At 57.8% G+C, this 14,174-nt stretch carries 11 protein-coding genes and 7 pseudogenes; 4 read left to right on the plus strand and 14 right to left on the minus strand.

From position 1 onward, the window contains the following. Nucleotides 1-797: 797 nt before the first annotated feature. The 11 genes and pseudogenes from IVB12_RS32430 to IVB12_RS32480 all read right to left on the minus strand — a co-directional run bounded on the left by IVB12_RS32430 (nt 798) and on the right by IVB12_RS32480 (nt 7,716). Nucleotides 798-1,016 carry a hypothetical protein gene (locus IVB12_RS32430; RefSeq protein ID WP_247305687.1) on the minus strand — a complete coding sequence of 73 codons (219 nt, stop codon included), beginning with the start codon at nt 1,014-1,016 and terminating at the stop codon, nt 798-800. Between the two features lie 563 nt (nt 1,017-1,579). Continuing rightward, nucleotides 1,580-1,849, minus strand: a complete 270-nt coding sequence (locus tag IVB12_RS32435; RefSeq protein ID WP_247305690.1) for a DUF6129 family protein — start codon at nt 1,847-1,849, stop codon at nt 1,580-1,582. A gap of 33 nt (nt 1,850-1,882) precedes the next feature. Then, nucleotides 1,883-2,236: a DUF3024 domain-containing protein gene (locus IVB12_RS32440; RefSeq protein ID WP_247305693.1), complete on the minus strand. Its 354-nt coding sequence runs from the start codon at nt 2,234-2,236 to the stop codon at nt 1,883-1,885. A 15-nt stretch (nt 2,237-2,251) separates the two neighbouring features. Further along, on the minus strand, nt 2,252-2,491 hold the full coding sequence (locus IVB12_RS32445; protein ID WP_247305696.1) for a nitrogen fixation protein NifZ: 240 nt from the start codon (nt 2,489-2,491) through the stop codon (nt 2,252-2,254). Beyond that, entirely contained in the window at nt 2,488-2,802 is a 315-nt protein-coding gene (locus IVB12_RS32450) for a nitrogen fixation protein NifZ (RefSeq protein ID WP_247305698.1), read from the minus strand. The genes IVB12_RS32445 and IVB12_RS32450 overlap by 4 nt, the downstream gene beginning before the upstream one ends. Further along, complete coding sequence (locus IVB12_RS32455; protein ID WP_247305701.1) at nt 2,799-3,092, minus strand: hypothetical protein; 294 nt, start codon at nt 3,090-3,092, stop codon at nt 2,799-2,801. Before IVB12_RS32455 ends, IVB12_RS32450 begins: the two co-directional genes overlap by 4 nt. Nucleotides 3,093-3,745: 653 nt before the next feature. Next, complete coding sequence (locus tag IVB12_RS32460) at nt 3,746-3,970, minus strand: ferredoxin (RefSeq protein ID WP_247305704.1); 225 nt, start codon at nt 3,968-3,970, stop codon at nt 3,746-3,748. A gap of 26 nt (nt 3,971-3,996) precedes the next feature. Then, nucleotides 3,997-5,162: pseudogene (locus IVB12_RS32465) on the minus strand (NifB/NifX family molybdenum-iron cluster-binding protein). 383 nt (nt 5,163-5,545) lie between these two features. Then, complete coding sequence (locus IVB12_RS32470; RefSeq protein WP_247305706.1) at nt 5,546-5,821, minus strand: SIR2 family protein; 276 nt, start codon at nt 5,819-5,821, stop codon at nt 5,546-5,548. A gap of 515 nt (nt 5,822-6,336) precedes the next feature. Continuing rightward, a pseudogene (gene nifT, locus IVB12_RS32475) lies at nt 6,337-6,527 on the minus strand (putative nitrogen fixation protein NifT); the annotation flags it as partial. Continuing rightward, nucleotides 6,524-7,716: pseudogene (locus IVB12_RS32480) on the minus strand (aminotransferase class V-fold PLP-dependent enzyme). The pseudogenes IVB12_RS32480 and nifT, both read right to left, overlap by 4 nt. A gap of 55 nt (nt 7,717-7,771) precedes the next feature. Between IVB12_RS32480 and groEL the strand changes: the two are divergent. Beyond that, nucleotides 7,772-8,167, plus strand: a pseudogene (gene groEL, locus IVB12_RS32485) (chaperonin GroEL); the annotation flags it as partial. 912 nt (nt 8,168-9,079) lie between these two features. Here the strand turns inward: groEL and IVB12_RS38530 are convergent. From IVB12_RS38530 to IVB12_RS32500, 3 genes and pseudogenes are all read right to left on the minus strand, one after another. Continuing rightward, nucleotides 9,080-9,660: pseudogene (locus IVB12_RS38530) on the minus strand (transposase); the annotation flags it as partial. Nucleotides 9,661-10,222: 562 nt separating this feature from the next. Further along, a pseudogene (locus IVB12_RS32495) lies at nt 10,223-10,631 on the minus strand (hypothetical protein). A 26-nt stretch (nt 10,632-10,657) separates the two neighbouring features. After that, entirely contained in the window at nt 10,658-10,858 is a 201-nt protein-coding gene (locus IVB12_RS32500) for a hypothetical protein (RefSeq protein ID WP_247278006.1), read from the minus strand. 206 nt (nt 10,859-11,064) lie between these two features. Here IVB12_RS32500 and IVB12_RS32505 point away from each other — a divergent pair, with 206 nt between their 5' ends. The 3 genes and pseudogenes from IVB12_RS32505 (at nt 11,065) to IVB12_RS32515 (ending at nt 14,086) form a co-directional block, all read left to right on the plus strand. Continuing rightward, the gene (locus tag IVB12_RS32505) at nt 11,065-11,241 is read left to right on the plus strand and encodes a hypothetical protein (protein WP_247305711.1); all 177 of its coding nucleotides are present in this window, start codon (nt 11,065-11,067) and stop codon (nt 11,239-11,241) included. A 1,131-nt stretch (nt 11,242-12,372) separates the two neighbouring features. Beyond that, a pseudogene (locus IVB12_RS32510) lies at nt 12,373-12,558 on the plus strand (aldehyde dehydrogenase family protein); the annotation flags it as partial. A 628-nt stretch (nt 12,559-13,186) separates the two neighbouring features. Then, nucleotides 13,187-14,086 carry a bacteriophage abortive infection AbiH family protein gene (locus IVB12_RS32515; protein ID WP_247305713.1) on the plus strand — a complete coding sequence of 300 codons (900 nt, stop codon included), beginning with the start codon at nt 13,187-13,189 and terminating at the stop codon, nt 14,084-14,086. Nucleotides 14,087-14,174 lie beyond the last annotated feature (88 nt).

Consider the following 14,174-nt stretch of genomic DNA (forward strand, 5'->3'; position numbering starts at 1 on the left):
AGAAACGCTAGCGAGCTTTTGTCCCCCTCCCATGGGCTCCTTCCGCGAAGGCATGCTTCTGAGCGACGCTTGTTCTTGTTCAGCTGAGAGAAGGACACGGCGCCCCATTATAGAGATCTTCGACTTGCCGGCCGTCTCAAGGAATCGAGTGCGCTGGCGCCCGCCAGTATCAGTCCCGTATACATTCTTGTCCACTGAAGTCCGGCTGGACACTTCGGAATGAAGCTGAGGCATCGGCGATGGTCACGCGCATCAGGGACAAGACGCTCGAAAGCCGCAGTGCGCGGCGGGACAAGCCGGTGCGCAAAACGCCCGTCTTGGTATCAATCGGACGAGGCCTGTCGATCGGTTATCGGAGGAACGAGACCGCCGGCACGTGGGTGTTTTGCAAAGCCGACGGATCGCGACTATACGGACCCCCGGACACTCGGACCCAACTGTCGACTACAGCGTGGAGTGCAACCGATCTCAGCGCGTGTCCATTCCGGGGCCCCGATGCAAAACCCACTGTCGACCTCCAAGGTCGCACCGTGCCGTTGTATCTGAATCATGACCGATCCGGAGAACAACCCGCAGTAACTGATCTTAAGCCAGACTCCGTCGTGCCAGCAACGATTGGCCTAATCGTGTCATTGCCGAAAGTCAGGATCACAAGAATTGTAACCGGCAGGCCCTCGCCGATGTCTTCGATCTGCGACAGACTGTACGCCCCAGCGCCACCCGCTCGACCGCATCGGCTGGACAGCCTGCGAACACCTCAATCTTATGGCTAGCCACGATATCGATGATCTCTTCGCTCATGCCAGCATCACAGCTTCTTGCTTGAAGGTATCAACTGCGGCCCGGGTCAGCCGAAAAACGCCACAACCACGGGACAGTGGGCGATAGGCAGAGCCTGCTCGGGCCTTGAGAACATCAAACCATTGGTCGGGCGTGAGCCTCGCCGGGCGCTCGCTGATCTGGATCACTCTGCCATTCGGGGCGAAGCGGACGTGAATGATGATCTGCGGGTTCATATCGTTCCCGTTTTTTTGACAGGTTTAGAGACCGGTGGGCTACTCGATCGTGACGTGTTCAGTTTCGCCCCCTTTTGGGTGGACCTCGCGCCGCGACTTGAACTTCGCACCTGCATTGGTGCCGGGTGGCCCGTTCGGCTTGGCGGCGACAATCGCCCGTGTGTTAGGCCTCATACGTTCTTCAGCATTGCCTTCAGTCACGTTTCGGACCAACAGTCGATGTCGGCAAACTCCGCCCGCGCGTCCGCGAGATTGATGGCATGGAGGGTCTGAGAAACGAATAGGAGGAGGCTGATTACCTCTTGCTCCCGCTCGATAACGAGGGCCTACAGGCCAAGCAGGAGCCCAATCGTGCGCTTGGAATCGCAACGCTATACTTGCGGCCAACATAGACCCCGAAAGCTCGTTCGAGCGTCTCAGTCGTCGACCGACTGGAAATTCGCTGCGAACACAATAGCGCTTCGACGGCAGAGAGTCGGCAACAATGATATCAAGATCCGAGAGCGGAATTGCATTCACCGCCTCCGCGTCATCGAGGCGATTCTCTGCGGGTCCAGTGCCGATCACCGCCCAACATGCCTTCTAGCCAGCACCAACCCAGTCGCTCGCGCCTGGTCGGCCGTAATCTGCATGCAGTGGTCCGATCCATCGATTAGATGCAGGTCAAACTGCGGAAGACGCCGGAATGGCTGCTGCGTCACATCCGATGCATCACATCGAACCAAGGTGAGCTGCGGAAAGCGGCGCCTTAGGTCAGCAACGGCGCTAGTGTCTGTGTTAGCTGTCGCAAGCAGGCGTTCGATTTCGATCAATTGTTCTGTGGCTAGCGCCATTGTGGCTCCTATATGATTGCTGCCAAGTGAGCATCACTGCCAGAAGAGCCGCTCGGGATCCGTGTTCAATTCATCGATCGCCGACGCAAGCCGGTGGAAAATGCTGTAAAATTTCCAGCTTCCTCGCGCATGATTCTTGAAGAACAGTTTCCAGATCCCGCTCACGGCATCGTAATGAAATAGCGCGACATCGATCTGACCGCCATCGTTGTCGATATTGCGCGAGCAGCAGGGACTCTCTATGAGATAGCCAGCCTTTACCGGCGTCACACTCGGAAAGACATAGCGATAATGCTTGCGCGAGATCAAAGCACGTTCGATCCGCTTGCGATCTAGCTCGTTCGGATGCGGGATCAGCCCGACCGGTACCTCTCTCGACACTCTCATTGCGAGAACATCCCCTCAAAGGATTGTGATCTCTTCTTCAAGACAACCAACGACCAGCCGCTCACCAAAATCTACAAGATAGATCGGCACGCTGGCTTCGGTATGCATCGCGACCCGGACGATCTCGCCGATAGCACCGGCGCCGACCAGGATCCCATCAGGCGGCGCGGTGGCAACTGATTCGTCATTGATGAGCTTGACAGCGGTTTTCACGCGCTGGCCCGATCGATATTTTGGAACGCGCGGCTCTGTCATGACACAGCCACTTCCGGCAATGGCAGATCATCTACGCCCTCGTCGACCGGGTCGAGCTCTTTGCGCCCCATGCCGACGCGGTAGCCACATTCAAGAAATTCGACACCGTAGATATAGAATTTCTGCAGGAACGTGCCGATGGAAAGGACATAACCCACGTCGCCCTTCTTGGCCAGAATGTCGCCGATCTCCTTGCCGCGAAGGGTACCGTCATTGCGGATGGTACTGCTGGCCCACACCTTTTCGCCGAAGCTGAACGCGGGCGGCCCGCTTAGCTGGACCACATCACTGTCGCGAACGATCATGTTCATGCACCGCCCTCTCGCGAACCTGCAGGGCGCACGGAGACGCGAGCAGAGGTGCTCTTCTGAAGCATATTGTCCTCGTCTGCGATGAGACATACCGACTCGTCATCCGCGAGGCGAATCGCCACTTCGTAGCGGGTATGCCGTTCAGGTTCGCGGTTCAGAGCGGCTACCGAATGAGGTGAAAGTCGCTGCGCGAACTCGAGGTGCACGGAGGTGTCGGGGTCGTTCACCATGCCAAGCAGCCGCATACGTCGTGCCACCATGCGGCGAAACTCAATGGCCTCATCATTCATCAGCCAGCCAAGCCGGCGCGACTCGATGCGCTGCGTCCCGATCCAACAGCCGCAATAAAATGCAGAGCTTTGCCACCTCCGACGTCTTGGCCCAGCGAGTCTGTCGAAGTCGGAGCGGTAGAGCTCGATCGGGACAGAAGCCAACGTCTCTGCTTCGAGCAGGTGCTTTCGGCCACTCTGTCCAGATGATAGAAGAGTCCGGTCTGCTGTTGCTGATCCTCGGCTCCGGGTAGCAGACCTTCGTCGAGCCGCGTGTGCGCGACCAACGCTCCCTTGCTGCCTGATAGTGGAATGACTTGGTCCATGTTCATGGGCAGCTTTCCTCCTCTGACAGGTGGCCCTTCGACGTTGCCAGGCGGTGCACCTGGCTCGGCGAAGAACAGCCCCGTCAGCACAGCGGCGTGGGTCAAATCGATGACAGCGCTGCTTAGTGGGTGCTCGGCATCGGGGCTCAACTTTGGACCGTTGCGCTCCATGACTTTCTTACGGGCCCCGCGGCGCCGCCTACGCATCGATGTTGGCGATTGATCCTGAGCAATCCATGGCCATGACAGGAAGTTGCAAGTCGACGCCTGCGGAGGCGTCGATGCACACGGCGATACTCGCGACTTTGCAGTGACGGAGCTCGGCATGAAGTTCACGAGCACACCCCTTTAGGCAGGCGCCTGGTAACGCGGCACTGATGTGTCGATGACGTTGGTGTTTTCAACTCGACAGAGAGCGACACACTGCGGCTCGTCAAAATAGACGATGCATTCGGTGCACTTCTTGGGTTCAATTACGAAGTTTCCAGCCTTCACCGACATTGCAACATTCGGGCATAAGGGTTCACAAGCGGAGGAACTCGTACATTGCGAGGCGATGATCTTGAATGGCATCGATACAACCTCTTACGCGACCGAGGTCACGGTTCTTGCCGCATCGCGGCGTCGCCGCGCTTGACGTGCCGGATCTCACCGCTCTTGATTTTATGGAGATAGCCCCTGAACCATCCGATCGCCGATTTCTCGACGGTATCGTGTTCGGATTGATCGATCGGCTCGATCCCAGCATTGATCAGAATGTCTCTTGGGTAGCCACCAATCTTGGCCACGAATACAGCGTGGCAGTCGTTGATGGCGCGGATGATGCCCGCAAGCCGATCCTCCTCGCCATACCCGCCCTGGCAGTAAACGCCGACACGACGGTGCCCGACGAGTTTGACGCCGGATGTCGAGAGTTCGTATACTTGGAACTCCTTAGCATGCCCGAAATGCTCATTAATGAGGCAGCCTTTGGTTGTGACCGCGGCCAGAAGCTTGACCGCGCTCATTTTCGCCAGCGAGTTCCGCTAACTCTTCCCGCTTGGTCGTGATCCTCGCCGCAGGCTCATCCTCAATCCTGGCCTGATAAGCCTTGCGCGTCTCGAGGTCATATTGAACGTCCATGGCCATGACCTTGTCTATGGTGAACTCACTGCTGCGATCATCTCCGAGCAGGCCGACGGCGTCAGCGCGGCACTAGCGGCAATGCCGCATCTTTATCTGACCTTCACAAGCATCCTGCAGCGCCGCCAATTCCTGCGCTGTCGGGCCTCGCTGGCCTTTGAGCCCGAATGCTATCCCGTGCTCGGCCGCGGAGATCAGTGGCACGAGAAGTCGTTTTCGGATTGGCCAAGGCATCGCCGGGGCCGGCGATACCGAGCACAGTCAGCTGTGGAATTCTGGTGGCGATCGCGAGCAGCTTTCTCGCCGCCTGCTCAGGAGTGAGCTTCTCACTAACAACACCCGGACGCGATTCATTGGCGCAATCGTACTTACGATTGCAGTAGTTGCATTGAATATTGCAAGCCGGCGCTACTGCGACATGGATGCGAGCGTAATGATGATGAGCTTCTTCGCTATAGCAGGGATGAGTCCTAACTTTGTCCCAGATTTCGGACGGCAGATCGCCTGGGGCAGCCTGTGACCCATAGCTCCGTTTGAAATTCTTCGAAGAGCTCCAGGAACCCTTATAATCGGCGATGACCCGCATCCCGCCGCTATCCTCAGCATGTTTGACATGTTTTCCGCGTCCGGCAACAGCGTTCATATTCAATTCTCTACCCAGTGTGCGCCTGGCGACCAGCCTGAGCGGCCACAGAACGAGAGTTAGCAACTCTCGTGCCATCTCGGATGGCGATGGCATTCCCCGCCCTGTGAATGAGTTAGCTAGACGTGATCCGCACAGTTGTGCACGCGTCAGCGACAGTTTACACGTCGCAAATGCGACAGGCGTCGCAATTGTGACGGAGATGGCCGCTGGGTTCTCATTGAGCTCGCGTGAATTCTCCCAACCCGCACCCGTCGTTTGCGATGCGACCTCTTCCTACTAGCCGGACCGCGGCGAGCAGCCCACTTCGCGCCGCTACTTGGCGCTCAACATCTCTATCGCGTGCGGGAGTCATATCGCGATCAGTGTCAGGTGTTGCTCGATCAGAAAGTAGAGTTCGTTGCGCGAGAGTGCTTGCGGATCGACCATGCGTAATGGACGTCAGCCGAGCGTTTGGTGATCTGCCGCGCATAAATAGCAAAAAGCCGATCATTGAAGAGACAGCCGAAGAAGAGGAAGCTCCGTCCGTTCCGCCTTTCCTTGATGAGGTTGGGAACTGGTGTCTGGATGCCGATTTCAGTCAGAACCTCAACATAATCAGCGTCAGTAATCAGAAAGCTCTTGACCGGCAGCACGCTGCCGTGCGGCTTGCGCAGCACAGTAGGCCAATGGGTCGCCGAGGCATGATCAACCTTTTGGCTCGCCGATCGTAAATTGGATACCAGCAATCGACGTGGATGCCGGAGCGCGCGATACTTTGCACCTCACCCCATCCGTCGACCGAGTGCCGTCCGCATCGGGCCGTCGTACCAAGAGTCGGCTATCACCGGCAGTAAGGATGCTAGATGATGATGCAGTCGTGTCGACTCCACCGGCGGGCGAACGCCTGGACCATCAAAGCCGTCACGGTGGAGCGATGTATGTCGCTCTCGACATTCTGCGCCGGCGCCCAGACATTGCCTTGGGCCTGGCGCGGTAGCGCAACTTTGCTGGAGAAGGCAGAAGGCCTCCTGTCATTGGCATATGTGGTCCGATCAACTCGGCGAGGCCAAGTCCGAGATACGGAACAATGCTAGGCTCTCATCCTCACCGCAAGATCGGTAAGAATCACCTTCGCGTCGGCTGCGTTGACAAACTCAATTCGCGGGAGCGCCTTCATCAGTCCGCCCGTCCTCCCCCGCGTCCTGGCATTTATTGTGATCGGCAGCGGCGTGTCGCTCGCCATCTCGGGCAGATCGTCATCCAGCCATTGGCCATTCTGTCCAACCGCGCGAGAGCGTTTCATACTCGGATTCCACGATCGGCTCTTCGAGAGCTTTCTTGCGAACGGCCCGCATCAAGAGAGCGGCGACTCAAGAGTTTCACGAGGTCAATTTTCTGGACCGCGATGTATACTTGCGTGGATTAGCATGCTCCCGCGAGTTGGCGCGCAGCTGAGCCACAATGTTTGACAGTACGGAGACGACCTGGTCGACCTCTTCGAGGGTTGTCTCACGCGACAGGGGCAAGCGCACCGCGCCGTGCAGGCTCTTCTCCGGCAAGCCCATGGCGTGCAGGACATGCGACGGCTCGATTGAGCAGGATCCGCAGGCTGATCCGAGCGAAGCGGCAATGCCCGCACGATTGAGATGGTGGAGAATTGCGTCGCTTTCGATATGGTCAAAAGCGATGTTTGTCCTACTTGGTTGCCGGTTGCTGATATCGCCAAGCGCCATGCAGTCGGAGGTGGCTAAAATCCCCTGCTGGAGGCGGTAGCGCAATGCACCAATGCGAAAGCGCTCCGGCTCGAGCCGAGCCGCCGCAAGCTCTGCGGCTTTTCAAGACCCGACGACCATGCCGGGGATATCCTCGGCTCCGCAGCGGCGCCGCCGTTCCTGTGTGCCGCCCGAGATCAGCGGCCTGAATTTTTTGTGCCTTGCGCAAATCGAGCGCGCCGATCCCCTTAGGACCGTGCAATTTGAGCCCGGACAGCGACAGCATGTCGATGGCACTGTCCTTCAGGTTGATGGGCAGCTGCCTACGGCTTACACCGCATCCGTATGAAACAGCGCGCCCGCCTCTCGCGTCACCCGGCTAGAAACTCCACCGGAAAAATCGTGCCGGGTCTCGTTGTTGGCCTACATAACAGACGCGATCGCAGTACGCGGTCCGAGCGCGCATCGAAACGCCCGGATGTCGAGCCGGCCGTATGAATGTAGAGGGATCACGTGCGTCTTAACGGTCGTTATCGCCAAATTGCTCGACCAGCGCAAGGATGGCGGAATGCTCGACGGAGGTGACGACTTCGTCGCGGCGCTCCTGCGTCGCGAGCGCAGAAAGGAATTTGGTGTTATTGGCCTCGCTCTCGCCGGATGTGAAGACTATTTCGTGATCATGCGCGCTCCCTAACAATCCTTGCACGCTGCGACGCGCCTGCTTCACGGCTCCGCATCCTCTCGGCCAAAGGCATGGGCGGAGGAGGCATTGCCGAACTGTTCGGAGAAGAACGGCAACATGGCTTGTAGGATGGACGGATTGTCCGTGTCGTCGCGTTGTTATCGAGATAGATCAGCACTTAATCCTCCCTCAATTCGAGCGCCTTGGTTGCGCCGCCACCCAGATCAGGCGAAGGCGGCGAGGCGATCTCGGAAGATCTCGGCGTCAAGCTGGAGAACGTCACGCTCAACATGCTCGGTCGCACCAAGACGTTGATGATGGCATAGGAGAACACCACGATCGTCAACGGCGCCGGCAGAAGGCCGACGTCGAGGCGCGCGTGGCCCAGATCAAGGCTCAGATCGAGGAGACCACCTCGGACTACGACCTTGAGAAGCTTCAGGAGCGTCTCGCCAAGCTCGGCGGCGTCGCGGTGATCCGCGTTGGCGGCGCGACCGAAGTCGAAGGAGCGCAAGGATCGGGTTGATGACGCGATGCATGCGACCCGCGCGGCTATCGAGCAGGGCATCGTCCTGGGCAGCGGCGTCGCCCTGCTCTGTGCCTCCGAGCAGCCCAAGGGCCTGCGCACTGTTCCAAAAGCATCAGGATCACACCCCTCAGCGGCGCCTTCAAGTCATTCCGGCAGAAAAAAAGCAGAAGAGCTCTTCGCGAGGCACATCAAGCTGGCCAAGGTGGCAAGTCGGCAGTCGAAAAAACTTATGGTCTTTGGCGTCAGAGGCGATACGAGGCCTTAAATTGCTTAAGCTCTATAAGAAGACGAAGGCGAAGGCGAATAGGCTGGAATATAGGAGTATAAGTCCCGCGGCGGTCACCCCCAGGAGGCGGCCGGAAACAAAATCATGCTCGCGCATGAGCGCCCCTAGTTGCGGCCTGAATTGCAACCGGGCCCCTTTCCTGCGCCCGCGCGGTCAGTTCTTATCCTGATTGCGCACATAATTCCGGCTGTTGCGCCTCGAAAATGCATTTTTTTGAGCACCGCACAAGGCTACTCGGCCGTGTTACGGCACGAATGATCGCTATTGCTTTCGGCTCAGCAAACGGCACCTGAAGAGCGGCGCGACATCCTGCCCGCGATGCGTGGTCGTTTGGCCCGGATGTGAGGGGTTCATGTTCGGAGGTAGTTTTTGGTCATGCGTGGGTCTCTGATTTTCCTTGTGGTTTTTGCAATCATCTTGGCGGCGCGCGGGCAGCAGCAAGAACGCTTCGTGTTGCGCTGGACCGCGGCCATGCCGCCGGTCAACGTTCCTTGAGAGCAAGCGCGCGGAACGTGTCGGCGACATGATGATCATTTGGGGGACTTATCTGGTCAATCAGATCCGACGGGCCATCGGCCGGCGGAGATCGTGAGAGTCCAGGTTGGTCTTGCGGCGGCCTCGTTAGCCAGCAGTTACTCTGCGCTTGCGCGGAGGCAGCTCAGCCAGTCTTTCGTGCCGAGTTGGCGCAGTGGCACTTAACTCGCGCAGCACAAGCCAAGCTCATGGAGCTGATCGGAGAGAGACCTTTTGCTTCGGCGCGCCTCGGCCGAGCCCTGTCCGGACTGGCAAGACCCTGGGTGATGCTGTTTCGCACAGCACCTTGCCGTCTGTCAGGAAGGTGACGGCTTTGGGCTGCACCGTGGTATCCACCGTGACCCGCTTGAGATTGCGCCTGCGCAGTGCTCCGGCGTAGTGCGCCACCCTCTGGCTCTCGGCCAGCAGAAGCTCGAGCTTGCACCAAAGCGCGTGCGCCAATGGCTGAGATCCGAGCGCTCATGCGGAAACTCATGCTGGAAAAACGCCTCGCCGGTGAAGTGCTGAAATACGGATCATGGACCCAGCGATCGCACGCGACTTCGTCGGAGAGGTCATAAATGTGCTTGAGCAGCAGCAGCCCAACCACGAAGCGGGTCTCGATCCCAGGGCGGCCCCTTGTCGCTGTACAGCGGTGCAATCTGCGCATCGATCCAATCCCAGTCGACCTTGCCGGCGAGCTGCACCAGCTCGTGCTTCATGTTGATGATCTGGTCGAGCCTGGCACGAAATAGATCGCCTTCTTCGGTCGCTTTCGGCTTCTTCGGTCGCATCGGCTCCTCCGATGCGGCCATCGAATCCGGCTTTCGCGATTCGACGGAGTCTCAAACTGCAAGTTGCAGGCTTCCGATGCTCAAACCTATCAAAGCCTGCAATCCGAAACGCGCCAACGTCCGGAAAACCGATTCCTGATCAGCACCTTAGGCGTTGTTCACGGACGACGGTCTAAGAGGGATGCTTCAAGAACGAGGCGGGAGCGAATTGACGTGAGTCAATGCGAACCAAGCGTGTCGGCCATCGATCGCTTTATGCCGAGCGGCATCAGCGATACTGTTGCCGGAGAGGCGGCGAGGCTCCCAGGCACTCCGTCCCACTTGGCCGCGCCTGCGCCGTGGCTCCAGCCAACGGCTCACGCGCCGAAACTCGAGGTCGCACTGCCATCCCGGGATCTTGGATCTGATCGAAGCAACAGCACCTTTCCCTGATATGTGCTGAGATATCAGCACTTCTCGTTCCAGCTCTCCAAATAAAAAGCTCGAACTCCACAACGGCATCGAAAATTCTCCTTCGGCAACCTGATCGTCGGGCGCGGCCTTAATCGCCTAGATAGTCGGTCTAAGAATGCGGTGCGCACGTTCGGCTCTTCGAGGACCGGCGCGGCCCCAGTCGTTCAGGCTGGCGCCGACGTAGTTCGACAGAATGGGATCGTGCCGGCACTGGCGATGGCAGCTCAGGAGCTCTCCTGTCCTCTGGCCTGGACTTGGGGCGTGCTAGGGCCCGGCTCCATCAGTTCGAGCACCGCTCGTCCCTTGTCCGTGATGCGCCACCCTCCATTCACACGCTCGACGAGTCGCTGCGAAAAAAGGTCGAGCTCGGGCACGCGGGCGCCCATTCTCTTGGTGCGCGCCGCCCAATCGGGACCGCTCGTGGCCAAAATGGCCATGTCTCGCTTGAGGTCCGGCATCGATGCGAACCCGTCCGGGTAGCTCACAAGGATCTTCAGCACCGTGACTTGGAAGTTCACATTAACACTATCACTGTTGTCCGCACCTACCGCCACATTGTTGGCGCAGAGCGAAGAGCTTCCATGCCGACCTGCCTAAGGCGGTCCGCCGTGATCTCACCTCTGTTGGCGGCGTCCAAGATCTTGGAAGCGACATGGGCCCGAGTGCCGGTTTCGTTGCGAGGCAGACCCTCGCAAACCTCCTCAAGAACAGCACGCAAAAGCGCAGTGGTCGTTGCGTCCAACACTTGGCGACTCCGCAAGGCGCAAAGAATGGTAGCACGAGGAAGTACGCTGAAACTTTCGAATGAACTACTAGCTGATTCCAAGACTATGAACTTCACCACAGTTGCCGTTGTTTGTTGATTACCTGAAACGTCGCGGCCGTGTCCTCCTCATGGCGCATAGTTGTGATGCTCCTGCTCCGCCACGTCAGTGCCGAGGAACCACCTCCGTGATGGAATCCAGCCTCGAAGAGGCTCTTTTTGACGCTTTTCATCGCGATGGCTTTGTCCTCGCCGCGTTACATGAACTCTTTCTCGTGGCGGCGCATCTTCAGCATCAATATCGCGCGCTGAGGCTAATTGAGCTCGCTCACCCGATGCTCAACTGCGCGCACGGCCATTCGTAACTTGCATTGAACTCCTTAATTCTCGTTGAAGCCAAGGTTTCGTTGGGCCGAGACCACGTTCTGGAAGCGTGTTGCATAGAGATTGATGACAGACCGCAGGGAGGTCGCCTCCTTCATGGGGTCATCGTCGCGCAAATCGGTCACGAATCCCTCAATACGACTGCATGCTGCGAGCTGGCGCTAATGATTGTCGGCATGTTTCTTGATCGATTCTTCACTGGGCTTGCCCTCGAATTCGGTTGCAATTTGCCCGGATTCCAAGAAGGTTTATGACAACGATACGACATGACCTTTGAATTCGTTGCTGGCATTCGACTCACGTTGCGCCACGCTCCCGTAGAGCGTGCGACAGTGCAGATTGCGCCTGTGATAATGACCCCTGAAATCCCCGGGAGTGCCAGCTGTTCGAGTAGCCCAACGTGGAATCCGCGACGCGGTGATGATGTCCAACGATCTCTGATCGCGACTTTGTGCATTTTGCCTCTCAAATGACTTGTCCGGACGCGCCCGATGCTGGTTCGCACTGTCGCGCAGCTATCCTGCTAAATCGCCGAGCTCAACGTTTCTCTGCCGCTCGTTGACGAGCGCTGACTAATTTAGATTGATCCTGAAATCGAGCTATCGAGGGTACGGACGCGTACACCGAGCGAGTGTTCGAAGGCCTCAATGAACAGTACGCAAGCGAATATTCTCGCGAGAAACGCTTCACGATAGCAGTTGCTGCGAACTTGACGAAATCTGCGCACGAAAACTGCAAGATATGGCTGCGAACGCCTCCAATCCTCCCAGGTAAATGAGTATCCGATATCCGCTTGCACGATCTGACGAGGTTTCGTGCAAGATTGGAGTTCCCAGTGAGTTCATTTACTTGCCGAGCTCCTATTCAGTGCCCTTCGGGGCGTTTCCTCCCTGACTCGGCCGCGCGGTATCTCGCGCGGCCTTTTTTCACGCTCGACGAAGATCTGATTGCGCGGATTTGAAAACCTCCAGGAGCAACGCGACGACCCCGACCGCCGCCGCACAACCCGCGCAAGGCTCGTCCATCCCGCGCTAGCGTCTGAAAGGACCCGTCACTTCTGCGGGAGGGCTGCTACATTGATCGCGCCTGAGTCGGCTCACCTCGCCTTTGGTAAAAACAATCTGGCGATCGGCACCTCCGAGCAGGGCAAGCCGCTCTCCAAGGCGCTAGGCGAAGTCGATATCGGTGGCGCCTATGTCGAGTTCTACACCGAAGAGACGCGCCGCATCTATGGCGAACCGATTCCCTCGCCGCGCCCGGATGCAAGGCTGCTTGCGATCAAGCCACCGATTGGCGTCCAAAAAGCGCCGATAGTTTTCTCTTTTGTAAAACCGCCGTCACAAGGCAGTTTTCTACTACGGCAAGACTAAACCGGGACTGCTGGTTCCGCACCTGTTAGATGCAAACGCGACGTTGTCACGCCCCCTTCCTAGGAAGGAGCGACATCGCCACGGAAATTCGTCGTGCAGCCCGAGCTCTAAAAATCGCACAGCATGTCGCAGCGCATGCTGTAATCCCATCTGTGAGGCTTCCTGAAAATGCATGCCGCACAGACATCCCCACAAGGGACAGCAATCATCAATCTCTAGGTCAGCCCATTTCCACACACCGAGACCGGGCGCGCTCATAGCCGACGATTTGGAAGGCATCAAGCGTTCTTGGCGACGAACTCGCCCCGACCGGCTCGCGCAAGAAAGGGCAGGATGTCGGGCGGCACGATTTCGAACCACTCCCGACGGACGCAGGTTGTGTGGAAGTGCCTCTTCGGCGCTAGCATGTATTGCCTTCTTGTTGCGTGAAAAGTCGAATGATGCTCGAACAACGAAGAGGGTAGAGGGTTGACGCATCCACTCTGTTCGGCTCGAGCCGCGGAATTGATCGAAGTCCTGCTAGGCACGGCTCGCTATTGAGAAAGATGACGACGGTTTGAGCGACACACTCTACATCATTGGCAATGGGTTCGATTTGCATCACGGAATTCAATCGTCTTACAGGGCATTCGGTGAATACCTGAAGGCGGTCGACCACGCGACGTATCAGGTCGTGGAACGCTATTTCGACGTCAACGCGGCGTTTTGGGCCGAGTTCGAGGCACGGCTCGCGCACTTCGATAGTGATACGTTGATCGAGGACGCATCCGATTTCTTAATGCCTTATGGCGCCGAAGAATGGAGCGACGCCTATCACCACGATTACCAGTACGAGATCGAGCAAGTTGTCGATGGGATTTCGAAGACATTGCGAGCGCGTTTTGGAGATTGGATCCGGCAGCTGCGCATCCCAGACGCTCCGCCAATTGAGAACCTGCGGCTTCCGATTGATCCATCAGCCTCCTTCTTGAACTTCAATTATACCAGATCACTGCAGCACCTCTACAACGTGCCGGATCAAAACATCCTGCACATCCACGGAGCGGCGAGCGACCCGGAGGCGCTGCTCGTGCTTGGACACGGCTGGGAGCCCGACGACAATCTTGATCCCTATCGGATTAGCACCGACCCCGAGAATGCTGATACACGTGTCGTGGAAGGCCAAGCCTTGGTTGATTCCTATTTCAAAGAGACATTCAAGCCAACTGAGGAGATCATTCAGAGGTATCAAGCGTTCTTCCGCAAGCTCGCGACGGTTGAGAAAATTCTAGTCATGGGGCACTCCGTCTCGGAGGTCGACTATCCATATTTCCAAGAAGTGATCCGTAACATCGATGCAAGTCGGTCGCGCTGGAAAGTAAGCTACTTCGGTGAGCCTACTGCGGTCCGCAAGCGTGTCGGCGATCTCGGCATTGATGCCCGACTTGTTGAGTACGCGCTTCTTGTTGACTTTTGAGCGAGGCGCGTCAGCGACGGCGCCCACGAGCATCGTCACAGGGCTTCCAGGTTTGCCAAATGAGAGGGATTGACAGCTCCTCTCTACC

Source organism: Bradyrhizobium sp. 179 (assembly GCF_023073535.1).
GTDB lineage: Bacteria > Pseudomonadota > Alphaproteobacteria > Rhizobiales > Xanthobacteraceae > Bradyrhizobium.